At 67.6% G+C, this 24,449-nt stretch carries 22 protein-coding genes and 1 riboswitch; of the genes, 5 read left to right on the forward strand and 17 right to left on the reverse strand.

Features of this window, described 5'->3' with window-relative positions; all coding sequences use genetic code 11:
- Positions 1–10: 10 nt before the first annotated feature.
- The 13 genes from ACYVKL_RS27640 to ACYVKL_RS27700 form a co-directional block, all read right to left on the reverse strand.
- The gene (locus ACYVKL_RS27640) at positions 11–1,627 is read right to left on the reverse strand and encodes an NADH-quinone oxidoreductase subunit M (protein WP_379166677.1); all 1,617 of its coding nucleotides are present in this window, start codon (positions 1,625–1,627) and stop codon (positions 11–13) included.
- Between the two features lie 29 nt (positions 1,628–1,656).
- On the reverse strand, positions 1,657–3,528 hold the full coding sequence (gene nuoL, locus ACYVKL_RS27645) for an NADH-quinone oxidoreductase subunit L (RefSeq protein ID WP_379166679.1): 1,872 nt from the start codon (positions 3,526–3,528) through the stop codon (positions 1,657–1,659).
- 19 nt (positions 3,529–3,547) lie between these two features.
- Positions 3,548–3,847: an NADH-quinone oxidoreductase subunit NuoK gene (nuoK, locus tag ACYVKL_RS27650; protein ID WP_040808323.1), complete on the reverse strand. Its 300-nt coding sequence runs from the start codon at positions 3,845–3,847 to the stop codon at positions 3,548–3,550.
- Positions 3,844–4,683 (reverse strand): NADH-quinone oxidoreductase subunit J, encoded by an 840-nt coding sequence (locus ACYVKL_RS27655; protein ID WP_379166062.1) that lies wholly within the window; start codon positions 4,681–4,683, stop codon positions 3,844–3,846. Before ACYVKL_RS27655 ends, nuoK begins: the two co-directional genes overlap by 4 nt.
- Positions 4,680–6,443 (reverse strand): NADH-quinone oxidoreductase subunit NuoH, encoded by a 1,764-nt coding sequence (nuoH, locus tag ACYVKL_RS27660; protein WP_379166681.1) that lies wholly within the window; start codon positions 6,441–6,443, stop codon positions 4,680–4,682. Before nuoH ends, ACYVKL_RS27655 begins: the two co-directional genes overlap by 4 nt.
- Before the next feature lie 7 nt (positions 6,444–6,450).
- Positions 6,451–8,919: an NADH-quinone oxidoreductase subunit G gene (locus tag ACYVKL_RS27665; protein ID WP_379166064.1), complete on the reverse strand. Its 2,469-nt coding sequence runs from the start codon at positions 8,917–8,919 to the stop codon at positions 6,451–6,453.
- Positions 8,916–10,238 (reverse strand): NADH-quinone oxidoreductase subunit NuoF, encoded by a 1,323-nt coding sequence (nuoF, locus tag ACYVKL_RS27670; protein WP_379166065.1) that lies wholly within the window; start codon positions 10,236–10,238, stop codon positions 8,916–8,918. Before nuoF ends, ACYVKL_RS27665 begins: the two co-directional genes overlap by 4 nt.
- On the reverse strand, positions 10,235–10,930 hold the full coding sequence (nuoE, locus tag ACYVKL_RS27675) for an NADH-quinone oxidoreductase subunit NuoE (protein ID WP_379166066.1): 696 nt from the start codon (positions 10,928–10,930) through the stop codon (positions 10,235–10,237). Before nuoE ends, nuoF begins: the two co-directional genes overlap by 4 nt.
- Complete coding sequence (gene nuoD, locus ACYVKL_RS27680) at positions 10,927–12,258, reverse strand: NADH dehydrogenase (quinone) subunit D (protein ID WP_379166067.1); 1,332 nt, start codon at positions 12,256–12,258, stop codon at positions 10,927–10,929. The genes nuoE and nuoD overlap by 4 nt, the downstream gene beginning before the upstream one ends.
- On the reverse strand, positions 12,258–13,034 hold the full coding sequence (locus ACYVKL_RS27685; RefSeq protein WP_379166068.1) for an NADH-quinone oxidoreductase subunit C: 777 nt from the start codon (positions 13,032–13,034) through the stop codon (positions 12,258–12,260). The genes nuoD and ACYVKL_RS27685 overlap by 1 nt, the downstream gene beginning before the upstream one ends.
- A complete protein-coding gene (locus ACYVKL_RS27690) occupies positions 13,031–13,585 on the reverse strand; it encodes a NuoB/complex I 20 kDa subunit family protein (RefSeq protein ID WP_357196545.1) in 555 nt (184 codons plus the stop codon). Before ACYVKL_RS27690 ends, ACYVKL_RS27685 begins: the two co-directional genes overlap by 4 nt.
- A gap of 74 nt (positions 13,586–13,659) precedes the next feature.
- Positions 13,660–14,040 carry an NADH-quinone oxidoreductase subunit A gene (locus tag ACYVKL_RS27695; protein ID WP_213555296.1) on the reverse strand — a complete coding sequence of 127 codons (381 nt, stop codon included), beginning with the start codon at positions 14,038–14,040 and terminating at the stop codon, positions 13,660–13,662.
- Positions 14,041–14,305: 265 nt separating this feature from the next.
- Complete coding sequence (locus ACYVKL_RS27700) at positions 14,306–14,725, reverse strand: Rv3143 family two-component system response regulator (protein WP_379166070.1); 420 nt, start codon at positions 14,723–14,725, stop codon at positions 14,306–14,308.
- Between the two features lie 753 nt (positions 14,726–15,478).
- Here ACYVKL_RS27700 and ACYVKL_RS27705 point away from each other — a divergent pair.
- Positions 15,479–15,907, forward strand: coding sequence for a CBS domain-containing protein (locus tag ACYVKL_RS27705; RefSeq protein WP_379166071.1), 429 nt, complete (start codon positions 15,479–15,481; stop codon positions 15,905–15,907).
- A gap of 8 nt (positions 15,908–15,915) precedes the next feature.
- Here ACYVKL_RS27705 and ACYVKL_RS27710 read toward each other — a convergent pair whose 3' ends face one another.
- Together ACYVKL_RS27710 and ACYVKL_RS27715 are read right to left on the reverse strand one after the other, a co-directional pair.
- Positions 15,916–17,064 (reverse strand): phosphoribosylaminoimidazolecarboxamide formyltransferase, encoded by a 1,149-nt coding sequence (locus ACYVKL_RS27710; protein WP_379166072.1) that lies wholly within the window; start codon positions 17,062–17,064, stop codon positions 15,916–15,918.
- A 28-nt stretch (positions 17,065–17,092) separates the two neighbouring features.
- Positions 17,093–17,173, reverse strand: a riboswitch (ZMP/ZTP riboswitch).
- A 76-nt stretch (positions 17,174–17,249) separates the two neighbouring features.
- Positions 17,250–17,498 (reverse strand): hypothetical protein, encoded by a 249-nt coding sequence (locus ACYVKL_RS27715; RefSeq protein WP_379166073.1) that lies wholly within the window; start codon positions 17,496–17,498, stop codon positions 17,250–17,252.
- Between the two features lie 35 nt (positions 17,499–17,533).
- Here ACYVKL_RS27715 and ACYVKL_RS27720 point away from each other — a divergent pair, with 35 nt between their 5' ends.
- The 3 genes from ACYVKL_RS27720 to ACYVKL_RS27730 all read left to right on the forward strand — a co-directional run bounded on the left by ACYVKL_RS27720 (position 17,534) and on the right by ACYVKL_RS27730 (position 20,980).
- Positions 17,534–18,844 (forward strand): helix-turn-helix domain-containing protein, encoded by a 1,311-nt coding sequence (locus ACYVKL_RS27720; RefSeq protein WP_460773268.1) that lies wholly within the window; start codon positions 17,534–17,536, stop codon positions 18,842–18,844.
- Between the two features lie 120 nt (positions 18,845–18,964).
- Positions 18,965–19,306 (forward strand): hypothetical protein, encoded by a 342-nt coding sequence (locus ACYVKL_RS27725; RefSeq protein WP_379166076.1) that lies wholly within the window; start codon positions 18,965–18,967, stop codon positions 19,304–19,306.
- 168 nt (positions 19,307–19,474) lie between these two features.
- A complete protein-coding gene (locus ACYVKL_RS27730) occupies positions 19,475–20,980 on the forward strand; it encodes an FAD-binding oxidoreductase (RefSeq protein ID WP_379166077.1) in 1,506 nt (501 codons plus the stop codon).
- Between the two features lie 7 nt (positions 20,981–20,987).
- Here the strand turns inward: ACYVKL_RS27730 and ACYVKL_RS27735 are convergent, their stop codons facing one another.
- Positions 20,988–21,347, reverse strand: a complete 360-nt coding sequence (locus ACYVKL_RS27735) for a MarR family winged helix-turn-helix transcriptional regulator (RefSeq protein WP_379166078.1) — start codon at positions 21,345–21,347, stop codon at positions 20,988–20,990.
- Between the two features lie 101 nt (positions 21,348–21,448).
- On the reverse strand, positions 21,449–23,215 hold the full coding sequence (locus ACYVKL_RS27740) for an MFS transporter (RefSeq protein WP_379166079.1): 1,767 nt from the start codon (positions 23,213–23,215) through the stop codon (positions 21,449–21,451).
- Positions 23,216–23,691: 476 nt separating this feature from the next.
- Between ACYVKL_RS27740 and ACYVKL_RS27745 the strand changes: the two genes are divergently transcribed.
- The gene (locus tag ACYVKL_RS27745) at positions 23,692–24,417 is read left to right on the forward strand and encodes an MspA family porin (protein ID WP_379166080.1); all 726 of its coding nucleotides are present in this window, start codon (positions 23,692–23,694) and stop codon (positions 24,415–24,417) included.
- Positions 24,418–24,449: the final 32 nt, after the last annotated feature.

A 24,449-nucleotide genomic window follows, 5' to 3' on the forward strand; every position in this document is an offset into this window, starting at 1 on the left:
AGACCTCCACTCATTTGTGGGCACCTCCGGGGTTCGTCTGGGCGGCTTCCGGCTGCACGGCCGGGGCCGGATTGTGCTGTCCGATGGTGGTGAGGGTGCGGGCGACGGCCGGGTCGATCCGGTCCAGCGCCGGCTTGGGGTACGCGCCGAGGAACAGCAGGGCGATGATCAGCGGGACCACGACCACCATTTCGCGGGGGAGCAGGTCGTAGAGGCGCTCGTTGCCTTCCTTGACCGGGCCGGTCATCATCCGCTGGTACATCCACAGCACGTACAGCGCGGCGAGCACCAGGGCGGACGCCGCGATCACGGCGGCTACCGGGTAGCGGGTGAAAGTGCCGATCAGGACCAGGAATTCGCTGATGAACGGTGCCAGGCCGGGGAGTGACAGGGTGGCGAGTCCGGAGATGAGGAAGGTGCCCGCCAGCACCGGCGCGACCTTCTGGACCCCGCCGAAGGAGTCGATGAGCCGCGAGCCCCGCCGCGACACCAGGAACCCGGCGATGAGGAACAGTGCGGCGGTGGAGATCCCGTGGTTGACCATGTACAGCGTCGCCCCGGTGCCGCCCTGGGTGGTGAGCGCGAAGATGCCCAGGATGATGAACCCGAAGTGCGAGATCGAGGTGTAGGCGATCAGCCGCATGACGTCGGTCTGCCCGATCGCGAGCAGCGCCCCGTATACGATGCCGATCACCGCGAGCACGCTGATCAGTGGCGCGTAAGTCGAAGTGGCCGAGGGGAACAGCAGCAGGCAGTAGCGCAGCATGCCGAAGGTGCCGACCTTGTCGACCACCGCCATCATGAGCACCGCGCTGGCGGGGGTGGCTGCGACCGCGGCGTCCGGCAGCCAGGTGTGCAGCGGCCAGAGCGGGGCCTTCACCGCGAACGCGAACATGAATCCGAGGAACAGCGCGTTCAGCACCGCCGGTGTGGCGCCGAGCTGCCCGGAGTTGGCCGCTTCCATGACGGTCCGGAAGTCGAAGGTGCCGCCGCCGTGGCTGCCCAGCTTCTCGCGCGCGGTGATGACGTAGAGGCCGATGACCGCGGCCAGCATGATGAGCCCGCCGAACAGGTTGTACAGCAGGAATTTCACCGCCGCCCGGGCCCGCTGCCGGCGCGCCGCGACATCCCCGGTGCGGGGGCCGAAGCCGCCGATGAGGAAGTACATCGGGATGAGCATGACCTCGAAGAACACGTAGAACAGCAGAATGTCCAACGCGGTGAACGAGACCAGCACCATCGATTCCACGACGAGGGTGAGCGCCACGTAGTAGTGCGCGACCCGCGGCCCGGTGCCGACGTCCCGTTCGTCCTGCCATCCGGCGATGAGCAGCAGCGGCACCAGTCCGGCGGTCAGCAGCACCAGCACCAGCGCGATCCCGTCGAGGCCGACCGTGTAGCTCGCCCCGAACGCCGGGATCCATTGGCGGTCCTCCACGAACTGGTATTGCGCCCCACCGGTTTCGAACCGGGTGGCCAGCCAGATGCCGATGCCGAGGGTGCCCAGCGACACGATCAGCGCGAAGGCTCGCACCGCGGTGCGCTGACCCGCCGGGAACAGCAGCGCGAGCGCCGCTCCGGCGAGCGGCACCGCCCACAGCACGGTGAGCCAGGGGAAGTCGCTCACCGAGTTCAGCGGTGCGTTGGCAAGATCGTTCACAGGAACCTCACCGCCAGCAGGGCGGCGACCACCAGGGCCGCGCCGGTGAACATGGACAGGGCGTAGGAGCGCACGAATCCGGTTTGCACGCGCCGGATCCGGGCCGACAGACCGCCGATGACCGCGGCCGTCGTGTTGACCAGACCGTCGATACCGCGGTTGTCGACGAACACCAGCGACCGGGTCAGGTGCTGACCGGGACGCATGAACGCGGCCTCGTTGGCGACGTCGCCGTAGAGGTCGCGGCGGGCGGCTTCGACGAGCGCGGGTCCGGCGGGCGCGGTTTCGGGGATCGGGGATTTCGCGTACTGGTCGTAGGCCACCCACACGCCGGCCGCGACCACCGCGAGCGCGAAGAAGGTGATGGCCCAGGCGGGAATCATCGGTTCGCCGTGGTGTTCGCCGACGACGGGCGCCAGCCAGTTGGTGAGCGCGGACCCGTAGGCGAACAGCATGCCGGAGAACACCGACCCGAACGCCAGCAGGATCATCGGCCCCGTCATGGAGGCGGGCGCCTCGTGCGGGTGGGTGCCTTCCTTCCAGCGGCGCTCGCCGAAGAAGGTGAAGATCATGACGCGGGTCATGTAGAACGCGGTGATCCCCGCGCCGCTCAGCGCGGCCAGACCGGTGACGACGCCGCCGACCCCGCCGTGCGCGAACGCCGCCTCGATGATCCGGTCCTTGGACCAGAACCCCGCGAACGGCGGAACACCCAGGATCGCAAGGTATCCGAGCCCGAAGGTGGCGTAGGTGATCGGCAGCAGCGTGCGCAGTCCGCCGTAGCGGCGCATATCGGTCTCGTCGTTCATGGCGTGCATGACCGAGCCGGCGCCGAGGAACAGTCCGGCCTTGAAGAAGCCGTGGGTGAGCAGGTGCATGATGGCCGCCGCGTACCCGACCGGGCCGAGCCCGGCGGCGAGCACCATGTAGCCGATCTGGCTCATGGTCGAGGCGGCGAGGGCCTTCTTGATGTCGTCCTTGGCGCAACCGATGATCGCCCCGAAGAGGAGAGTGACCGCGCCGACGGCCATCACGGCCGCCTGCGCGCCCGGCGCGAGGTCGAAGATCGGGTTGGAGCGGGCGATCAGGTAGACGCCGGCGGTGACCATGGTGGCCGCGTGGATGAGCGCCGACACCGGGGTCGGGCCCTCCATCGCGTCCCCGAGCCAGGACTGCAACGGCACCTGCGCGGACTTGCCGCAGGCCCCGAGCAGCAGCAGAAGTCCGATGCCGGTGAGGATTCCGGTGCTCGCCTGATTCGCGGCCCCGAACACGGTGCGGAAGTCGACGCTGCCGAAGGTGGCGAACATGATCATCAGTGCGATGGCCAGCCCCATGTCGCCGACCCGGTTCACCACGAACGCCTTCTTGGCCGCCGTTGCGGCGGAAGGCTTCTGGTACCAGAACCCGATCAGCAGGTAGGACGCCAGACCCACGCCTTCCCAGCCCAGGTACAGCACCAGGAAGTTGTCGGCGAGGACCAGCACCAGCATGGCGGCCAGGAACAGGTTGAGGTAGGCGAAGAATCGCCGCCGTCCCGGATCGTCGGCCATGTAGCCGATCGAGTAGATGTGGATCAGTGACCCGACACCGGTGATCAGCAGCGCGAAGCACATCGACAGCTGATCGAGCTGCAGCGCGAAGTCCACCTTCAGCCCGGTCACCGGGGCCCACTCGAACAGGTTGTAGTGCACGGCCCGTTCCGCATCGAGCCGGTCCAGCATCTCGCTGAACGCCCACGCCGCGACCCCGAACGAGCCCAACGCCAGCAGGGTGCCGGGAATGTGGCCCCACTTGTCGCTGGTCTTGCCGATCAACAGGAGGAATACGGCGCCGCCGAGCGGGAGCGCCGGCAGCAGCCACAGCATCGTCTGTGCGGTATCCATGTCAGTACCGCAGCAGGTTCGCGTCGTCGACCGAGGTCGAGCGGCGGGCACGGAAGATGCTCATGATGATGGCCAGCCCGACCACGACCTCGGCGGCGGCCACCACCATGGTGAAGAACGCGAAGACCTGGCCGTCGAGGTTGCCGTGCACGCGGGCGAAGGTGACGAAGGCCAGGTTCACCGCGTTGAGCATCAGCTCGATGCACATGAACACCACGATGGCGTTGCGCCGCACCAGGACTCCGGCCGCGCCGATGGTGAAGAGCAGGGCCGAGAGATACAGATAGTTGTCCGGATTCACCGCTGGCCTTCCTCATGGGAGTTGTTGCCGTTCCGGCCGTCGAGGTCGCCGCCGTCGCCGACGGTCAGCACCACGGCTTCGGTGTGGGCGCGATTGCGGCGGTGCCGCAGGATGGTGCTCACCGACAGCTCCTCGAAGGAGCCGTCGGGCAGCCGCGCGGGCGCGTCGACGGCATTGTGGCGGGCGTACACGCCGGGTGTGGGCAGCGGCGTGACCCGCGTGCCCAGGCGGAAGCGTTCCTTGGACAGCGTGCGCTGATCGGTCGGCGGCCCGAACCGCTCGCGGTGCGCGAGCACCATGGCGCCGATGGTGGCGGTGATCAGCAGCGAGCCGGTCAGCTCGAACGCCCACACGTAGCGCACGAATATGAGTTCGGCCAGCGCCCCGATGGAGTAGTTGCCGCCCAGGCCGGGCCCGGTCTCGGCGACGCTCTTGCTCTCCATGCCGCGGGCGATGCCGCCGATGAGCAGCATCCCGAATCCGATGCCCACCACCACGACCGCGAGCCGCTGCCCGCGCAGCGTCTCCCGCAGCGACTCCGCGGAATCCACGCCGACGAGCATGAGCACGAACAGGAACAGCATCATGACCGCGCCGGTGTAGACCACGATCTGCACGATGCCCAGGAACAGCGCGCTCTCGGCGATGTAGAACGCCGAGAGCGTGATCATGCTGGCGGCCAGGCACAGCGCCGAGTGCACGGCCTTGCGCGCGCAGACCATGCCGAGCGCGCCGAGCACCGCCACCACCGCGAGGATCCAGAACTGCACGGCCTCACCGGTGGAGGTGTGGGTGACGATCTGCTGCGCGGGTTGGGCCATCAGGTCGGTGATCATGATTGCTTGGTCCCTTCCGCTTCGGCGAGTTCGCTTGCCGCGCCGGGGACTTCGCCGCGGTAGTAGGAACCCTCGTCCGCGCCGGGGTACATGGCGTGCGGCGGGGCGACCATGCCCGGCTGCATCGGGGCGAGCAGATCCTGCTTCTCGTAGATGAGCCCGGCGCGATTGTCGTCGGCCATCTCGTACTCGTTGGTCATGGTCAGCGCCCGGGTCGGGCACGCTTCGATGCACAACCCGCAGCCGATGCAGCGCAGGTAGTTGATCTGGTAGACGCGGCCGTAACGCTCACCGGGAGAGAAGCGTTCGTCCTCGCTGTTGTCCGCGCCCTCGACGTAGATGGCGTCGGCGGGGCAGGCCCAGGCGCACAACTCGCAGCCGATGCACTTCTCCAGCCCGTCCGGGTGCCGGTTGAGCTGGTGCCGGCCGTGATAGCGCGGCGCGGTCGGGGTCTTGACCTCCGGGTACAGCTCGGTGTTGGGCGTCTTGAACATGGTGGAAGCGGTGACCATGAACCCGCCCAGCGGCGCCAGCAGATCCGGCTTCGGGGTGGACGCCATCGGTGTGGCCGGCATCGGCGGCACCGGGAAGTCCGAGTACATCCGGGTGGAGTCCGGGTCCGGCGAGGCGTTGGCACGGTCGTAGCCCGCGCGCCCGGCCCGGATCACCAGTCCCAGCAGGACGGCCGCGACCACCAGCCCGCCGATCACCATGCCCGCGGTCTGGATGTGGATCCCGTTGTTCTGCAGCACCTTCAAGGTCGCGACGAACATGACCCAGGCCAGCGACACCGGGATCAGCAGCTTCCAGCCCAGGTTCATGAACTGGTCGTAGCGCAGCCGGGGCAGTGTGCCGCGCAGCCAGATGAACACGAACAGGAACGTCCACACCTTGGCGGTGAACCACAGCATCGGCCACCAGCCCGAGTTCGCGCCCGCCCACAGGCTGATCGGGAACGGCGCGTGCCAGCCGCCGAAGAACAGCGTGGTGGCCAGCGCGGACACGGTCGCCATATTGATGTACTCGGCCATCATGAACATGGCGAACTTGAGCGAGGAGTACTCGGTGTGGAAGCCGCCGACCAGCTCGCCCTCGGCCTCGGGCAGGTCGAAGGGCGCACGGTTGGTCTCGCCGACCATGGACACCGCGTAGATCAGGAACGACGGCAACAGCAGGAAGACGTACCAGGTTCCGTTCTGCGCCTTGACGATTCCCGAGGTGGCCATGGTGCCCGAGAGCAGGAACACCGCCGCGAAGCACAGCGCCATGGCGATCTCGTAGGAGATCACCTGCGCGGTGGAGCGCAGTCCGCCCAGCAGTGGATAGGTGGAGCCCGACGCCCAGCCCGCCAGCACGATGCCGTACACCCCGACCGAGGCCATGGCCAGGATGTAGAGCACACCCACCGGCATATCGGTCAGCTGCAGCATGGTCTTGTGCCCGAACATGGAGACCTGCGGTCCGAACGGGATGACCGCGAACGCCATGACGGCCGGGATCAGCGAGATCACCGGCGCGAGAATGAAGATCGGCTTGTCCACGATGGCCGGGATGATGTCCTCCTTGAGGAGCATCTTCACGCCGTCGGCGATGGACTGCAGCGAGCCGCGCGGCCCGACCCGGTTGGGTCCGACGCGCATCTGCATGAACGCCACGATCTTTCGCTCGGCGTACACCGCCAGCATCGGGATGAGCAGCAGGAATACGAAGATGCCGATGGATTTCACCAGCACCAGCCACCACGGATCGTGGCCGAACATACTCAGGTCACTCACGGTGATCCTCCCGTCGGATGCGCACGAGGTGGCCGGGTGTGGTGCCGAGCTGCACCAGCACGTCGGAACCCGGGGAATTCATGGGCAGCCACACCACGCCGTCGGGCATCTCGGTGATGACCAGGGGCAGGGTGATGTGGCCGTGATCGGTGGCGGCGGTCACCGGATCGCCGGTGGCGGCGCCGATCTCGGCGGCGGTCACGGCCGAGAGCCGCACCACGGGGGTGCGGGCGGTGCCTGCCAGGTTGGGTTCCCCGTCCTGGAGGCGGCCGCGGTCGATCAGCATGCGCCAGGACGCGAGGACCGCGTGACCCGAGTGCGGCCGGGTCAGCGGATGCGGGCGATGCACCGGCGTCGGCGCCGGAGCTCCGTCCCACACGCCGAGGTCGGCGAGTTCGGCGCGGGCGCCGGCGGCGTCGCGCAGGCCCAGCGGGGTGCCCATCTCGGCGGCGATGGCGTCGAGGACCCGGTATTCGGGCATCGGCGCGGCCTCGCGGCGCACGGTGGAGTCGCGCAACGCGGCCTCGAACTGGCGGTGGCGGCCCTCCCAGGTGAGGAAGGTGCCGGCCTTCTCCATGGCCGAGGCGACCGGGAAGACGACGTCGGCGCGGTCGCTGATGTCGCTGCGGCGCAACTCCATCGACACCACGAAGCCGGCGGCGTCGATGGCCTGCAGCGCGGCGTGCGAGTCGGGCATGTCGCCGACCTCGACGCCGCCGATGAGCAGCGCGCCCAGGGTCGGCGCGGCGGCGAGGATGGCGGCGGTGTCGCGACCGGGCGTGCCGGGCAGTTCGGCCGCGCTCCAGGCGTCCCGAACCTGTTTGCGCGCACCGGGATCGGTGACCGGCCGCCCACCGGGCAGCAGCACCGGGAGCGCACCGGCCTCCAGAGCGCCACGCTCACCGGCCCGGCGCGGGATCCAGGCCAGGGTGGCGCCGGATTCGTCGGCCAGGCGCGCGGCCGCGGACAGTCCACCGGGAATTCCGCCGAGCCGTTCGCCGGCCAGGATCAGCGCACCGGGCTCGCGCAGCAGGTCCGCGACCTCACGCAGCCGGGTGTATCCGGCGGTGACGTCACTGGATTCACCGGTCCGGATCGCCTCGAGCACATGCGGCTCGGCGCCCGGGGCGACCGGCAGCAGCGTGCCCGACAGTCGTTGCAGACCGCGGGTGACGTACGGGGCCAGCGAGTAGATCGGAGTGCCGTTGCGGCGTGCGGCCTTCCGCAGCCGCAGGTACACCATCGGCGATTCCTCTTCGGCCTCGAAGCCCACCAGCAGCACGAACGGCGCGCGTTCCAGGGCCGCGTAGTCGACCGTGATGCCCTGACCCGCGACCCGGGCGGCCAGGAAGTCGGCCTCCTCGGCGGAGTGCTCGCGGGCCCGGAAGTCGATGTCGTTGGTGTTCAACGCGACCCGGGCGAACTTCGAGTACGCGTAGGCGTCCTCCAAGGTGACCCGGCCGCCGACCAGCACGCCCGCGTTGCCGCGCGCCGCCGCCAGCCCGCGCGCGGCCGCGCCGATCGCCTCGGACCAGGACGCGGGTTGCAGGCTGCCGTCCCAGCTGCGCACCAGCGGGGTGGTGAGCCGGTCCTTCTCGGTGAGGTAGGCGAACGCGAAACGACCCTTGTCGCAGTTCCATTCCTCATTGACCTGCGGGTCGTCCCCGGCGAGGCGCCGCATGACCTTCCCGCGCCGGTGATCGGTGCGCTGGGCGCAGCCGCTCGCACAGTGCTCGCACACCGCCGGACTCGACACCAGGTCGAAGGGCCGGGCGCGGAAGCGGTAGGTGCTGCCGGTGAGCGCGCCGACCGGGCAGATCTGCACGGTGTTGCCGGAGAAGTAGGAGTCCATGGGCTCCCCGGCGGCCGTCCCGACCTGTTGCAGCGCACCACGTTCCATCAGATCGATGAACGGATCACCGGCCACCTGCTGTGAGAAGCGGGTGCAGCGCGCGCACAGCACGCAGCGTTCCCGGTCCAGCAGGATGGCCGAGGACAGCGGAATCGGCTTGGGGTAGGTGCGCTTCTCACCGTCGAAGCGGGATTCGGCGCGCCCCGCGGACATGGCCTGGTTCTGCAGCGGGCATTCGCCGCCCTTGTCGCACACCGGGCAGTCGAGAGGATGGTTGATCAGCAGCAGCTCCATCACTCCCTCCTGCGCCTTGGCCGCGACGGGCGAGGAGACCTGGGTGCTGATCACCATGCCGTCGGCGACGGTCTGGGTGCAGGAGGCGACCGGCTTGCGCTGCCCCTCGACCTCCACCAGGCACTGCCGGCACGCGCCGACCGGGTCCAGCAGCGGATGGTCGCAGAAACGCGGGATCTGGACGCCGATCAGTTCGGCGGCGCGGATCACCAGCGTTCCGGCGGGCACGGAAACCTCGGTGCCGTCGATGGTTACGGTCACCATGTCGGCAGGGGTCACCCCGCCGCTGGTGCTGGAGCTGACTGTCGAGGTCATCGCACTCCTTCGTCGGCCCAGGCCGTGGTGCGGGCCGGGTCGAGCGGGCAGGCGCCGAGGCGGATGTGCTCGGCGTACTCGTCGCGGAAGTACTTCAGGGAGGAGAAGATCGGGCTGGCCGCGCCGTCACCGAGGGCGCAGAACGATTTGCCGTTGATGTTGTCGGCGATATCGGCCAGCTTGTCCAGGTCGGTCGGGTCGCCCTGGCCGTTCTCGAGCCGCTGCAGCAGCTGGACCAGCCAATAGGTGCCTTCGCGGCACGGGGTGCATTTGCCGCAGGATTCGTGGGCGTAGAACTCGGTCCAGCGCAGCACGGCTCGCACGACGCAGGTGGTGTCGTCGAAGATCTGCAACGCCTTGGTGCCGAGCATGGAGCCGGCCGCGGAGACACCCTCGTAGTCGAGGGGGACATCGAGGTGTTCGGCGGTGAACAACGGGGTCGACGAGCCGCCCGGGGTCCAGAACTTGAGGGTGTGCCCCGCGCGGACGCCGCCGGCGTAGGTCAGCAACTCGCGCAACGTGATTCCGAGGGCCGCTTCATACTGCCCCGGTCGCGTCACGTGACCGGAGAGCGAGTAGAGGGTGAAGCCCGGCGACTTCTCGGTGCCGAACGACCGGAACCAGTCCACGCCATTGGCCAGGATGAGCGGCACGGACGCAATGGATTCCACATTGTTGACCACGGTCGGGCAGGCGTACAGGCCCGCCACGGCCGGGAACGGAGGTCGCAGCCGCGGCTGGCCGCGCCGGCCCTCCAGCGAATCCAGCAGCGCCGTCTCCTCACCGCAGATGTAGGCGCCCGCACCGGCGTGCACCACGATCTCCAGGTCGAAGCCCGAACCCTGGATATTGCGGCCCACATACCCGGCGTCGTAGGCCTGCTGGACCGCGGCCTGTAAACGCCGCAGCACCGACACCACCTCGCCGCGCACGTAGATGAACGCGTGTGAGGCGCGGATGGCGTAGGCCGCGATGATCACGCCCTCGATGAGGGTGTGCGGTGTGGCCAGCATGAGCGGAATGTCCTTGCAGGTGCCCGGTTCCGACTCGTCGGCGTTGACCACCAGGTAGTGCGGCTTCGTCGTGCCGTCGGGCCCGGGACCTTGGGGGATGAAGCCCCACTTCATGCCGGTCGGGAACCCCGCGCCGCCGCGGCCACGCAATCCGGAGTCCTTGACGGTGGCGATGACCTCGTCCGGGTTCATGCGCAGCGCCTTCGGCAGCGCGCGATAGCCGCCCTGGCCGCGGTAGGACGCCAAGGTCCAGCCGTCCGGATCCGCCCAGTGCTTGGTGAAGACGGGTGTCAGGGCAGTCGTCACCGCGCGCCTCCGTCGGTCGAATGCTGTTCGGCGGCACGCAGACCGGCCAGCGAAGCGGGTCCGGCCACGCCGTCGGTGGCGCCCGGCCGCTGGTCCGGGTAGCCGGCGAGAATGCGGGCGGTCTCGCGGAAGGTGCACGGCGGGATGCCGCTGCGCGAACCCGTCGGCGGCTGCTCGCCGCGCAGCGAATCCACCAGCGCCCTGGCCGATTCCGGGGTCTGATTGTCGAAGAACTCCCAGTTGACCATGATGACCGGCGCGTAGTCGCAGGCGGCGTTGCACTCGATGTGCTCGAGGGTGACCATGCCGTCGGCGGTCGTCTCACCGTTCTTGACGCCCAGGTGCTGCTTCAGGTCGGCGAGGATCTGATCGCCGCCCATGACCGCGCACAGCGTGTTCGTGCAGACCCCGACGTGATAGTCGCCGGTGTTCGTACGCCGGTACATGGAGTAGAAGGTGGCCACCGCCGTGACCTCGGCATCGGTCAAACCCAGCTGCTCGGCGCAGAATTCGATGCCGGTGCCCGACACGTACCCCTCCACCGATTGCATCAAGTGCAACAGGGGAAGCAGTGCCGAACGCGGATGCGGGTACCGGGCGATGATCTCCCGGGCCTCCACCTGCAGCCGGTCGTGCGCCTCCGGCGGGAACGGGATCGGCCGCGTGGTCAGGTTCAGCAGGATCTCGGTCATCGGTCCACACCTCCCATTACCGGGTCGATGGAGGCGACGGACGCGATCACGTCGGCGACCAGGCCGCCCTCGCACATCGCCGCCACCGCTTGCAGATTCGTGAAGGAGGGGTCGCGGTAGTGGACCCGGTAGGGGCGGGTGCCGCCGTCGCTGACCATGTGCACGCCCAGCTCGCCGCGCGGAGACTCGACCGCCACGTACACCTGGCCGGGCGGGACCCGCAGACCCTCGGTCACCAGTTTGAAGTGGTGGATCAGCGATTCCATGGAGGTGCCCATGATCTGGCCGATGTACTTCGGCGAGTTGCCGAGGCCGTCCGGCCCCAGCTGCAAGTCGGCAGGCCAGGCAATCTTCTTGTCCTCCACCATGACCGGGCCCGGCCGCAGCTTGTCGAGGCACTGCTCGACGATCTTGACCGATTCCTTCATCTCGTTGACGCGAATCAGGTAGCGGCCGTAGCAGTCGCAGCCGGTGTCGGTCTGCACCTCGAACTCGTAGTTCTCGTAACCGCAGTAGGGCTGGGACTTGCGCAGATCGTGCGGCAGGCCGGTGGAGCGCAGCATCGGGCCGGTGATGCCGAGTGCCATGCAACCGGTCAGGTCCAGGTAGCCGACATTGCGGGTGCGGGCCTTCCAGATGGGGTTCTCGTTGAGCAGCATTTCCATGTCCCGCAGCCGGGTCGGCAGCAGGTCGAGGAGTTCTCGCACCTTCTGCACGCCGTCGTCGGGCAGGTCCTGGGCCAGGCCGCCGGGACGGATGTAGGCATGGTTCATGCGCAGACCGGTGATGGTCTCGAACACGTCGAGGATGAGTTCGCGTTCACGGAAGCCGAACAGCATCGGGGTCAGCGCGCCCAGTTCCATGCCGCCGGTGGCCAGCGCCACCAGATGCGAGGAGATGCGGTTCAGTTCCATGAGCATGACCCGAATGACATTGACCCGCTCGGGGATCTGGTCGGTGATGTCGAGCAGCTTCTCCACCGCCAGGCAGTACGCCGTCTCGTTGAAGAACGGCGACAGGTAGTCCATGCGGGTGACGAAGGTGGTGCCCTGCACCCAGCTGCGGTATTCGAGATTCTTCTCGATGCCGGTGTGCAGATAGCCGATGCCGCAGCGGGCTTCGGTGACGGTCTCACCCTCGATCTCGAGAATCAGCCGCAGCACTCCGTGCGTGGAGGGGTGCTGCGGGCCCATGTTCACGACGATGCGTTCCTCGGCGACCCCGTCCAGGCTCGCGGAGATCTCGTCCCAATCGTTTCCCACCAGGGTGACCGCTCGCTCGGGCCGTTCCTCGGTGTTGCGACGGGACTCGGTGTCGATGTTGTTCATCAGGAGTACGTCCTCCGCTCGTCGGGCGGGGGGATGCGCGCGCCCTTGTATTCCACCGGGATTCCGCCGAGCGGATAGTCCTTGCGCTGCGGGTGGCCACGCCAGTCGTCGGGCATGGCGATGCGGGTCAGCGACGGATGACCGTCGAAGAGGATGCCGAAGAAGTCGTAGGTCTCCCGCTCGTGCCAGTCGACGGTGGGGTACACCGAATACAGGGACGGCAGGTGCGGATCACTGTCCGGCACAGAGACTTCCAGCCGCAGGCGGCGGTTGTGGGTGATCGAGTTCAGGTGGTAGAGCGCGTGCAACTCGCGCCCGGTGTCCTCCGGATAGTGCGCGCCGCTGGCGCCCAGGCACAGTTCGAAGCGCAGGGCTTCGTTGTCGCGCAACGTCTTCGCGACCAGCACCAGGTGATCGCGGCGGATGTGCAGGGTGAGTTCGCCGCGGAACACGACGATCTTCTCCACCGCCTCGTCGAAGGTCTTCGCCAGCGCCAGGCGCAGATGCGCGATGACCTCGTCGAAGACCGGGCCGTAGGGGGCGGGGGTGCCGCCGGGCATGGCGACGGTCTGGACCAGGCGGCCGTAGCCGGAGGTGTCGCCGGTGCCGGTGACACCGAACATGCCCTGACGGACGCCGATCACCTCGTCGGCGGGCGGCGTGGGCCGGGCCGTCGGTCCGGATGGTGCGGTGTCGGCGGATTCCGGTGTGTTCTCAGTGGGTTCCACGGCCGCCTCCGGGGGGCTCTCCGTGCCGACAGGTGCGTCGAAGCTCATCGCAGCAGCCCCTTCAGCTGAATGGTCGGGGTGCTGGCGAGCGCGGCGGCTTCGGCCGCGCGCACGGCCTCTTCGCGATTGACGCCGAGCGGCATCTCCTGAATCTTCTCGTGCAGCTTCAGGATCGCGTTCAACAACATCTCCGGCCGCGGCGGGCAGCCCGGCAGGTAGATGTCGACCGGCACGATGTGGTCGACGCCCTGCACGATGGCGTAGTTGTTGAACATGCCGCCCGAGGATGCGCAGACACCCATGGCCAGCACCCATTTCGGTTCGGTCATCTGGTCGTACACCTGACGCAGCACCGGGGCCATCTTCTGGCTCACCCGGCCCGCCACGATCATCAGATCGGCCTGGCGCGGGGAGGCGCGGAACGCCTCCATGCCGAAGCGGGCGATATCGAATCGCCCGCCGCCGGTGGCCATCATCTCGATCGCGCAGCACGCCAAGCCGAACGTCGCCGGCCACAGCGAACTCTTGCGCAGATAGCCGGCCATATCTTCCACCGTGCTCAGCAGGAACCCGCTGGGCAGTTTCTCCTCGAGACCCATGTGCGACTACATCTCCCGGATCGGGACACCCCGCCTCGCACGGGGTGTGTCATTGGAAATCCCCTGTGCGCCAATCAATCCCAGCTGAGACCACCACGCCGCCACTCGTAGGCGTAGGCGACCGAGACGTTGAAGATGAACAACGCCATGGCGGCCAGCCCGAACACTCCGAGTGCGTCGAAGTGCACGGCCCACGGGTAGAGGAAGACGATCTCGATGTCGAAGATGATGAACAGCATGGCGGTGAGGTAGTACTTCACCGGAAAGCGCTGGCCCGCAGCATTTCCCGGCCCACCGGAGACGGCGTGCGGGGTGGGTTCGATGCCGCATTCATAGGCTTCGAGCTTGGCCCGGTTGTAGCGTTTGGGGCCGATCAGGGCCGCCAGGAAAATGGAGAACACCCCGAACGCGGCGGCGACCGCGCCGAGAACCAGGGTCGGTACCTCGATATTCACTTCAGCACTACCCCTCCTGCGAACTGGACGACGCACTACGGACGGCAGCGGGCGCGGAGGGGTGATGATGTCAGTGGTGCATGGCAGTCATGCATCTCCCCGCGCTCCTGTGAGCTACGGCACAGATTACAACTCGCACGAGAAGATACATGACGATTCGCGATCGCGTTTGATCGAATTCGGAACGGTCTTTTATGACCGATTGGACGCAATCACTTTTGTCCCGTGACACGGGTTTGCCCTGGTCGCACCGGGCAGTGGAAGATCAGACCGCGAAGCTATTACCGAGCACACTCAGGACAGCGTCGGTCAGCCGGATGGGGTCGATCGGGTGCGGCACCGCCGCCTCCGCGCGCGACCAATTCGCCAGCCAGGCATCATCGGGCCGGCCGGTGAGCACCACGATCGGCGGGCACTCGGCGATCTCGTCCTTGAGCTGCTTGGCCAGGCCGAGCCCGCCCTCCGGGGCCGACTCGCCATCGAGGATCAGCAGATCCAGTCCGCCGGCGTCCATCCGCTCCAGGACCACCGGCCCCGTCGCCACCTCGATGTAGTCGATCGGCGGCAACTCCGGATGCGGCCGTCTACCCAGCGCCGTCATGACCTGGCTGCGGGTATCGGCATCACTGCTGTAAACGAGGACCCGCACGGCGGCGGGACGTTTGGCATCGGCCACGTTCCGCATGCTACGTCGCAGATGGGGGAGCGTGGGGCAGCTTCACCGGAACTCGTGCACGCGTCGCGGAATCGCCTGTCGCGCAATGCGTCGATCGCGGGTGGTTCATAATCCGCGACCGGTAGCGTCCCGCGAATGGGGGGAGGCATCACGCAACGCCTCATCGAAACCGACGTGTGGACGGACGAGCTGGTGGGGCAAGCGAATCGCATTCCGTAGCAACCATGTTCACATCGCCCTCGGGTATTCGGGCGCCTGCGAAGCGTTGCGGCGGCGGCCCGGGACCGCGATGGTGCGCGGCTGAAGAGTTGCCAGTCGTTAGCTGCAATGGCTGATCGATGCCCGGGACCGGCTTCGGCTCGATACTCGGATCCTGCATCTGTTCCGCACCTACGTGTCGGGAGGGGCTGCACGGTCGGGATGCGGGATTCAGTGTTGACCGGGGGAGGCCGCCTCCCCGGTCAACCGGGTATGACGACGGGGAGGCGACCTCCACCCCTCGAACAGTCCCGGGGCGCATGAGCCCAGGAACCGTCGCACAATCTAGCGCGACCGAGCCGCTCTTTCGGCTCGACACTTGCGACGGATCGTGCCATTCACCCGACTTCGCGCGCCGAATCCAGCCGTCTATCGGGCTACCGAATTCGTCGTCGATGCCCTCACGGCCGCTTATGCATCGAATCGCAATCTTTGCTGGTCACGGGCGGCTATCAGCGGCATCCTAGTAGTCATCGACAGTCCCGAGCGTTGGGCGGTGGGCATATGCGAATCTCTGAAATCCTGCGCCGGAAGGGCAGTGAAGTCGTCACGATTGCACCCGATGCAACAGTGCGCGAACTGCTCGACACCCTGGCCGTAAACAACGTGGGCGCGGTCATCGTCTCCACGGACGGCGTCGCCATGACGGGCATTGTTTCCGAACGAGACATCGTCCGCAGCCTGCACCGCGACGGCGCCGCCCTCCTCGACGCCCCCGTCGCCACCATCATGACCGCCGCGATCCACACCTGTTCCCCCGACGACCACGTCGAAACCCTCAACGCCACCATGACCGAACACCGCATCCGCCACCTCCCGGTCCTCCGAGACGGCCAGATGATCGGCATAGTCAGCATCGGCGACGTAGTGAAGAGCCAAATCTCCGAACTCGAAACCGAACGCGACTCCCTGGTCCGCTACCTCCACGGCTGACTGGGCGGTCAGTGGTGGAACATGCGGAGGTCGGTGCGGGTCAGGGATATGTGGTGGTCGCGGCACGCGGCGGCGATGGTGTCGTGTTGGAGGGCTCCTGTTGGTTCGACGATCGCCGATACACCGAATGCTGCGGCGGCGTCCACGTTGTCCCGGAACGGGAGGTAGCCGTCGGAGACCATGGTGAGGCCGGTCAGTCCTCGGGCCCATTCGGTGCGGTCACGCTCCTCGATCGGGGTGCCCGGGCGGGTCAGGAGGTTCGCGAGTTCACCGTTTTCTCGGGTGGTGACGGTGCCCGCGGCGAGGCCGATCTGCCAGTTCAGCCGTTGCTGGCGGGGCATATCCGTCGGGAGTGGGAGGGTTCGGATGTTGTGGTGGCGGCGCATCCACCAGGTGCGTGCCTTGGCACCCGCGAGGTGGGTGCAGTCGATGCGTGACTGCTGGCCGGCTCCGACTCCGACGGTCATTCCGTCACGGATGAGAACCACCGTGTTCGACTGGGTGAAACGGGCGGTGATCATGCCCAGCAGCGCGTCAGTGGTGGAGCTGTCGGAGAACGCCGGTTCGCCGACGGGGTGGAGCAGCTCGGCGGTGATCGGCTCACGATCGTGGTCCTGCTCGATCGCGACACCGAACACCGTGCGGATCTCGGTAGCCGGGGGACGGAAGTCGGGGTCGATGTCGACCACCAGGAAGCGGCCGCGTTTCTTGCGGGCCAGCTTGGCGACGGTGCCCGGCGCGTAACCGGGCGCGATGATGCCGTCGGACACCACCGTCGCCAGCAGGTCGGCCAGCTCGTCGTCCACGGGATCGGAGACCGCGATCAGGTCTCCGAAAGACGATCGCGGGTCGGCGTCGCGGGCCCGGACATACGCCGCGGCAACCGGTCCCAGCCCTGCCGTGCCCAACCCCCAGGTCTCGCACATGGTTTCGTCGAGCATCCCCGCCACTGCCGCCCCGGCCGGGGAAACATGCTTGAACGAGGCAGCGGCCACCTTGCCCGTCGCGCTGCGCGCCTCGGCAACCAACTGCCAGGCATTCAACGCATCGAGGTAGTTGATCATCGACGCCGACCCGTGCAGCACGCGGACATGCCGGTCACTTCCATCGACGATCCGGGCCCGCTGATGAGGATTCATGCCGTACCGCAAATCCATGTGGTGCACCACTTCCTGAACTCAGGTTCGGGAGCACCCAGGCGGACGACGCTCCGATCTCGCGCTTCCTCGTGGTGAGACCCACGTGACGCCAGTCGCACCCGCCACTCTAGATCACGCCGCCGATGGCCGGGGATCGGGTGATTGTGGCCCGGGCGGGGTGCGCGCGGGCCACGGGCCGGGTGTCAGTCGGTCCAGATGGACAGGTACCACTGGCCGTCGGCGCCCTGGGTGCATTCGTAGATGTCGTCGCCCGGGGTGAGCTGGGTGCCGTCGGGGCGGGTGAAGGTGCCGGTCTCGCCGTCGGCGTCACAGGCGGCTTCGGTGGGGTAGCTGCCATCGACCTGCCATTCGGTGTCCTTGCCGGCATGGGCGGTGCCCATCGCGGCAATCAGACCGAGGGTGACCAGGGAGGTCGTAACAAGCTTCTTCATACGTCTTGCATCCTTTTCACGAAAGAGCCCGGTCGATGGTCTCAGGTGAGATCGTCTGGCCGGGCCGCCACACGGATACTCCACCACGGAGGTCCGACAATTCCGAAACCGCCTGCCAGACCCCTTGCCGCTCAGAACCTTCCGCTCCCAGGCCGCTGCTGCGCGGGCGGCCTAGGCTGGGCGATATGAGCGGCGACCTTGGTCAGCGCGTGCAGTCGGTTCGGAAGCGTCGCGGTCTCACACAGCGCGAACTGGCTGCGAACTCAGGTGTTTCGCTATCGCTGATTCGGAAGATCGAGCAGGGGGAGCGGGACGATACCCGCATCGAGACGCTGCGGCGGCTCGCTGTCGCGTTGGGGTGCCCACTCACCGCGTTGATCGGTTCGGCACCACGTGCGCCGGAGAGCAGAAACGGCGCGATGTGGATGGCGACTCGGCGGGCGATCGAGGCACCCGCCGAGCGAGTCCGGGCGGCGCCGCCCGCGGAAGGCGATGTGGCCGAGACACTTGCCGCGGCGGTCCGGCTCTATCACGAGAATCGATATGAGCTCCTGGCGAGAATTCTGCCGGGCCTGGTGGCGGACAGCGAGGTCGTCTCGCCGCAGCTGCGGGGCCGCATTCTGCAATTGACCGGCTCGGTCCTGGTGCAGACACGGCAATTACGCACCGCGCGCACCGTTCTCGACCGCGGGCTCGCGGCGGCTCAATCGAGTGAGGACGTTCTCGACAGCGCGTCCATGGTCGTCACGCTGTGCTGGCTCCTTCTGGTGGAGGGGCGGTTTCAGCAGGTCGACGAATTGGCGATCGAATGGGCGGACAGGATCGAGCCGCGGATATCGACCGGCACCGAACGTGAACTCTCCACTTGGGGGTGGCTGCTGCTGCGCGGATCGGCCGCGGCGATACGCGACAACCGGCCCGATGACGCCGACGACATGATGCGCTTCGCTCAGGCGGCCGCGGTGGCCGTCAAACGGGAACCACGTGGATATCAGGACTATTGGACGACATTCGGTCCGGCCACGGTGGCGATGAAGCGGGTCGAGAATGCGGTCATCGACGACCGGCCCGATCTCGCGGTGCGCCTGGCCCGCGAAGTCCCCTCCGGGTTGCGCCCGACCTCCGACAATCGCAACCGGCACCTCCTCGATGTCGCTCGCGCCCATCTGGATCTCGCTCGCCCCGAACCGGCCCTGGAGATCCTGCTCAGGCTCTCGAATGAGGCCCGGCCCTGGCTGATCGAGCAGCGGCTCGCCAAGGACCTGCTCACCAGCCTCATCGGCAGACGCCGGACCCTCACCACGGAAATGCGCGGTCTTGCCGACCTGATCCACCTCGAATACTGAGTGCGCTCGTGGCACTTTCGGGCGTGGTCGCTCGAAAGTGCCATTGCCGCCGGATTTCTGCGGGCCGATCCTGGGCTCAGCATCCACCGGCAGCACGATCGACGAACGAGAGGGCGAATCATGAACCCCGGGGCGCTGGGTTTTCTCCGCGAAGATGTGTCCGGGTCACGCCGGCAGTGGGATGAACGGCAGATTCGGGTTCTGGCGGAGCGTTTGGGGTATGACCTTCGGAAGATTGCGGTGCTGGGGGCTAATACAGACCGGCCGGTTTATCGGTTGCAGGTGTTGGTGGGCAATTTGGGAGTTGACGCGGTGATCGTGCCGAGCCTGGCGCATTTCGAGGATGGGGTGGTGCCGGGCGAGTTGGTGGAGCGGGCGGATGTCATTACGGTCAGGCCGGAGGAGACTTACGCTCGATGGCTGATTCCGCCGGATGCACCGGCGGATAGTGGGTCTCGGTAGGCGGCGTGGGGTTGACACGCCAAAGCTCGTTTCGCCGAATGAGGGATCGGTGAATCATGATCAACTGGTGCCGTGTCGTCCGATGGGAATAGGTGGGTCGCGAACGTTGATGTCGAAAGTGAATAACTCGGCGGCGCAGCGGTTCTCGACCGGTTCGGGGAGCCTGGTATGAGGCCCCACTTCTCTCGCAGCACGTTTCTGCGCGGCGCGTTCGGAATCGCGGTCGCCGGTGTGGGATTCGCCGGGGCGACCCGGCTGCCCGCCTCGGTCGCGGCGCCCGACACCGGATCCGCGGGCGGGAACGCGGGGGCCGCCGGCAGCGCTTCGGGGTCGGGCACCGGCAGCTTCGACCCGAAATGGCGTGCATTGCAGGGCAAGCTGCGCGGTCGGCTGATCACGCCCGGTGACCTGGGCTATTCGGACGCCAAGCAGGTCTTCAACACCCGGTTCGACCCCGACATGCCCGCGGCGGTCGTGCAGGTCGCCGAGACCGGCGATGTGGCCACGGCCTTCGAATTCGCGGCCGAGAACGACCTGCGGGTGGCCCCGCGCGCCGGCGGCCATTCCTATGCGGGGGAGTCCACGGCGACCGGCACCCTGATCATCGACGTGCGCGGGCTGCGCGGCGTGCGGGTCCAGGGCGAACAGACCGTGGTCCGCGCGGGGCACACCCTGTACGAGATCTATCAGGAACTGGACCGGTTCGGGCGGAGCCTGCCGACGGGCATGTGCCCCACCGTCGGCGTCGCGGGCCTCACCCTGGGCGGCGGGCTCGGATTCGAATCCCGCGCCTACGGACTCACCGGTGACCGTCTCACCGCGGCGACCCTCGTGCTGCCGGACGGCAGCATCACCGAAGTCTCCGACGGCAACCGACCGGACCTGTTCTGGGCGCTGCGCGGCGGTGGCACACTGCTCGGCGTCGTCACCTCGCTGACCTTCGACACCATCCCCGCCACCCCGAAAGATGTGGTGCGCCTGACCTTCTGGGGCGAGGACGCGGAACACGTCATCAGCGGCTGGCAGGAATGGCTGCGTGCGGCCCCGCGCGAGCAGTGGGCCGATGTCAGTGTGGACGCCGACGGATCCGGCGGACTGCACTGCTGGTTGCAGTTGGTCTGCCCCGCGGGTTCCGCCGAACCCGTGACGGCCGCACTCGTCGACGCGATCGGCATCGCGCCGCGGGAAGCCGACGTCCGCACCCTCAGCCACATGGAGACCGTGCTGTACCTGGCAGGTGGCGTCGTCGACCAGCCCCGCGCGGAATTCACCAACGGCTCCGACATCGTCCCGGCCCTCACGCCCGACGTCACCGCCGCCATCCTCGACGTGATGACCCGGTTCTCCAGCGTCGGCGGCACCGGCTGGGTCCAGATCAACACCCTCGACGGCGCCATCCGCGACCTCACCCCCACCGCGACCGCGTTCCCGTGGCGCGAGCACGCGGCGCTGGTGGAATGGGGTGCGTTCGAACCGATCCCGCACGACTCCGCCCTGACCTGGCTGTCGGACGCGCACGCCACCCTCGCCCCGCATTCGGTCGGCGCGTACGTCAACTATCTGGAGCCGGGCGACCCGCTGTCGCGCTACTACGGCGCGAACTACCCGCGCCTGGCGAAGCTCCGCAACCTCGTCGACCCGAACACCCTGATCCACTCGACCCTGGCACCCTGACCCGGCGCTACTGGTCCAGGGCCTCGATGAGGGTGTCGAGGCCCGAGCCGACCGATGCGCGCTGGGCGGGAGTGAGGGTTTCCAGGGCGGCCGCGAATCGTTGGATTCGCGCAGAGGTGAGGCCGGTGACCAGGTCGTGGGCCGCCGCGGTGGCGGTGAGGAGCTGGGCCCGGCCGTCCTCGGGATCGGCGCCGCGAGTCAGGTAGCCACCCTTTTCCAGGCCCGTCACTATGCGGGACATGGTGGGGGCGCTGACCCGTTCGATATTGGCCAGATCGCCGAGGCGCAGGGGGCCCGAGCGGGCCACCGTCGCCAGGGCGGAGGCCGCGCCGGAACTCAACGCTCCGATGTCGCCGGCGTGACGCAACAGGCGCAGCAGGCGGCCGATGGAGTGATACAGGTCGGCGGCCTCGGTGAGCAGTTCGGGGTCGGCGACACTGGCGGGCTCGGGCAGCGTGATCTCCTCCGTCAGATTCCCTCGCGGGCGGCTTCACGCAATTCGGCCGCCTCGTCCGTGACAGTCGGGCTACCGGCGAACCAGGAGGCCGCCGCGCCGATCAGCATCATAATCGCGGCTCCCAGGAAGACCACGACCAGTCCCGAGTGGAACGGGCCGGAGATCAAGTGCGGGAAGAACTCCTGACCGGTCAGCACGTCACCGTGGACGCCGGGCTGATCGAGAGTGCCGGTGGGGCCGAGCAATTCCTTGATCGGGTTGTAGCCCAGGAACGCCGCGAACAGGCTGCCCACCGGAGGCATGTCCGAGATCGCCGCGGCCGCCGGCGCGGGCACACCCTGCTGCTGCAGGCCCGTATTCATGGCGTCCGGCAGCGTATTCGACAGGCCGATGATCATCAGCGAGAAGAACAGGCCGATCGACAGCGCCATACCGCCGTTGAACAGCGTGCCGCGCATGCCCGAGGCCACACCGCGCTGGGCGGCCGGCACCGACGACATCACCTCGGCGGTGTTCGGCGAGGCGAACATACCCGAGCCGAGACCGTTGAGGGCGATGACGAGCGCGAACACCCAGTAGTCGAAGTCGACCGGCAGCACCACCAGCAGCACGAACGTCAAACCGGTGATCAGCATGCCCACGGTGGCGAACAGCCGCGCCCCGTACTTGTCCGACAGCTTGCCCGAAACCGGGCCCGCGATAAGGAATCCCACGGTCAGCGGCAGCAGGTAGATGCCCGCCCACAGCGGCGTCTGCTCGAAGGAGAACCCGTGCAGCGGCAGCCAGATGCCCTGCAACCAGATGATCAGCATGAACTGCAGACCGCCGCGGCCCAGTGAGGACATCAGCCCGGCGATATTGCCCAGCGCGAACGCCCGGTTCTTGAACAGCGCCATATTGAACATCGGCTGCGCGACCTTGGTCTCGATCACGTAGAACACCGCCAGCAGCGCGATGCCGCCGATCACCGCGCCCAGCACCCACGGGTTGGTCCAGCCGGTCTTCGAATCCCCGTGCGGCTGAATGCCGTAGGTGATGCCGGTGAGCAGCGCCGTCAGACCCAGCGCGAAGGTGATGGTGCCCGGCAGATCCAGTGAGCCCGGGTTGCGCTGGCCATTGTCGTGCAGCGAGCGGTACGACCAGATGGTGCCGAGGATGCCGAACGGCACGCTCACCCAGAAGATGGCCTTCCAATCCCACTGCGACAGCACGCCGCCCATGAGCAGACCCAGGAACGAACCCGCCACGGCCGCGACCTGATTGATGCCGAGCGCGAACCCGCGTTCCTGGGCCGGGAACGCGTCGGTGAGGATCGCGGTCGCATTGGCCATCAGCATCGCGCCGCCGACACCCTGGATCACGCGCCAGGCGATCAGCCAGACCGCGCCGCCGCCGTGCGTGAACGGATCGAACGACAACGCCACGGCCGCAAGGCTGAACACCACGAACCCGTAGTTGTAGATCTTCACCCGCCCGACCATGTCGCCGAGCCGCCCGAACATCACCACGAGCACGGCCGAGGACAGCAGGAAGCCCATCATCAGCCACAGCAGGTAGCTGACGTTGGCCGGTTCCAGGGGGTTGAGCCCGATGCCGCGGAAGATGTCCGGCAGCGAGATCGTCACGATCGACGAGTTGATGGTGACCATGAGCATGCCCAGCGTCGTATTCGACAGGGCCACCCACTTGTACCGCGGGTGATCGTGCTCGATCCGGAGTCGTCTCCGAATGGTCTGGACGTCACCGGCATCCAAACCGGTGGTAGGGGCCGCAGCCATCAGAGCCTCCCGCAAGTCTACGAACGAACTACGCAAATATAGTTGCATGTCGCTAACTAATGAAATCGGATGAGGCTCACTGACCGGGCCGGGTCGTCGGGAATACCCGGTCCGGCCAGGTCAGGCGTGCGGCCCTGCGACTTCAGCGCGATCGAGGAACCGGGAGGTTGGGAGTGATAAAAGGCCGGGGGAGAGGGTGAACGTCGGCACGACGAGGGGGTTCGGGGAGGGCCGCGGCGGGGGGATCGGATCGGTGGTCGACGATTTCGGCGGGCCGCCGGGGCGAGCCGACTTCTCCTGTGTGGCACGGCTTCCCCAGCGGGGTCACAGATTCGACACACCCGATTTCGGCCCCGGTCAACACGCGTGTCGCAGCGCACCTGTCTGGCATGAAATGCAGTTACGCTGCTATTCGGGATCTCCGCCTGCGGTATCGAGCTCGTACGCCTCTTCGAGAACGAGAACAGGATCCAGTTATGCGACATGCGCTCATGACCGCCACGGCCGGGACTGCCGCGGTCAGTGTGACTCTGGCCGGCCTATGGGCCTGGGGTGCCGACCCGGTCCGGGCTCAGGCGCCCGCCGGGGATATGTCCGGCGCGGGAATCCACATCGTGGCGTCGGTCGACACCGTCGGGGTGAATCCGCCCGGTAACCGGACGCCGAACTTTCTGATGACGTTCTCGCATGCCGCGCAGATGTCGGGCAATTACTCGGTCACCGTGGACGGTGGCCCGATCTCGTCCGGTCAGGCCGTCGCGGGCTTCATCCTCGGCTGCGGGATCACCGTGGCCGGCGGCGTCACCGTCGGAATCGAGCCCAACCAAGGTTTGGCTGCCGCCATCTCCCCATCGGTGACCCCGCCGAGCGCCTCCGTCAGCCCGCCGAGTGGGACGGTCACACCCAGCGCTTCGGTCACCCCACCCGACATCAGCCTCGGCCCCAGCGTGGGCGGGGCGCTGGGGTTGACCGAAGTCTTGACGGCGACCTTGGGGCCCGGTCAGGTCACCACCGCGACCACGGCGACCGCGGCGCTGGACAACACCACCGAGTTCCCGTATCAGATCATGTTCAACAACGCCGCGTTGAACGTCGCCCAATGCGCGTCGCCGGTGTCGGCGGTCCCCTTCGTCACCGCCACCGTGGCAACCCCGAGGGGCGTGGTGCAGACCACCGCCTACGGCGACCAGTTCACCTTCTGAACCCTGGTCGGCGCGCCGATCGGGCGCCCTGC

It is taken from the genome of Nocardia tengchongensis (assembly GCF_054781395.1).

What these genes read in the sequence shown, in the direction of transcription:
- nuoH (WP_379166681.1), bottom strand. Translation starts at nt 6,443, where the DNA reads ATGTTCGGCCACGATCCGTGGTGGCTGGTGCTGGTGAAATCCATCGGC.
- ACYVKL_RS27720 (WP_460773268.1), top strand. Translation starts at nt 17,534, where the DNA reads ATGGTCTCAGGTGAGATCGTCTGGCCGGGCCGCCACACGGATACTCCA.
- nuoL (WP_379166679.1), bottom strand. Translation starts at nt 3,528, where the DNA reads ATGCTGTGGCTGCTGCCGGCGCTCCCGCTCGGCGGCGCCGTATTCCTC.
- ACYVKL_RS27700 (WP_379166070.1), bottom strand. Translation starts at nt 14,725, where the DNA reads ATGCGGAACGTGGCCGATGCCAAACGTCCCGCCGCCGTGCGGGTCCTC.
- ACYVKL_RS27740 (WP_379166079.1), bottom strand. Translation starts at nt 23,215, where the DNA reads ATGGCTGCGGCCCCTACCACCGGTTTGGATGCCGGTGACGTCCAGACC.
- ACYVKL_RS27685 (WP_379166068.1), bottom strand. Translation starts at nt 13,034, where the DNA reads ATGAGCTTCGACGCACCTGTCGGCACGGAGAGCCCCCCGGAGGCGGCC.
- ACYVKL_RS27725 (WP_379166076.1), top strand. Translation starts at nt 18,965, where the DNA reads ATGAACCCCGGGGCGCTGGGTTTTCTCCGCGAAGATGTGTCCGGGTCA.
- ACYVKL_RS27730 (WP_379166077.1), top strand. Translation starts at nt 19,475, where the DNA reads ATGAGGCCCCACTTCTCTCGCAGCACGTTTCTGCGCGGCGCGTTCGGA.
- ACYVKL_RS27655 (WP_379166062.1), bottom strand. Translation starts at nt 4,683, where the DNA reads ATGATCACCGACCTGATGGCCCAACCCGCGCAGCAGATCGTCACCCAC.
- ACYVKL_RS27690 (WP_357196545.1), bottom strand. Translation starts at nt 13,585, where the DNA reads ATGGGTCTCGAGGAGAAACTGCCCAGCGGGTTCCTGCTGAGCACGGTG.
- ACYVKL_RS27710 (WP_379166072.1), bottom strand. Translation starts at nt 17,064, where the DNA reads ATGGATTTGCGGTACGGCATGAATCCTCATCAGCGGGCCCGGATCGTC.
- ACYVKL_RS27665 (WP_379166064.1), bottom strand. Translation starts at nt 8,919, where the DNA reads ATGACCTCGACAGTCAGCTCCAGCACCAGCGGCGGGGTGACCCCTGCC.
- ACYVKL_RS27745 (WP_379166080.1), top strand. Translation starts at nt 23,692, where the DNA reads ATGCGACATGCGCTCATGACCGCCACGGCCGGGACTGCCGCGGTCAGT.
- ACYVKL_RS27705 (WP_379166071.1), top strand. Translation starts at nt 15,479, where the DNA reads ATGCGAATCTCTGAAATCCTGCGCCGGAAGGGCAGTGAAGTCGTCACG.
- ACYVKL_RS27715 (WP_379166073.1), bottom strand. Translation starts at nt 17,498, where the DNA reads ATGAAGAAGCTTGTTACGACCTCCCTGGTCACCCTCGGTCTGATTGCC.
- nuoE (WP_379166066.1), bottom strand. Translation starts at nt 10,930, where the DNA reads ATGACCGAGATCCTGCTGAACCTGACCACGCGGCCGATCCCGTTCCCG.
- nuoD (WP_379166067.1), bottom strand. Translation starts at nt 12,258, where the DNA reads ATGAACAACATCGACACCGAGTCCCGTCGCAACACCGAGGAACGGCCC.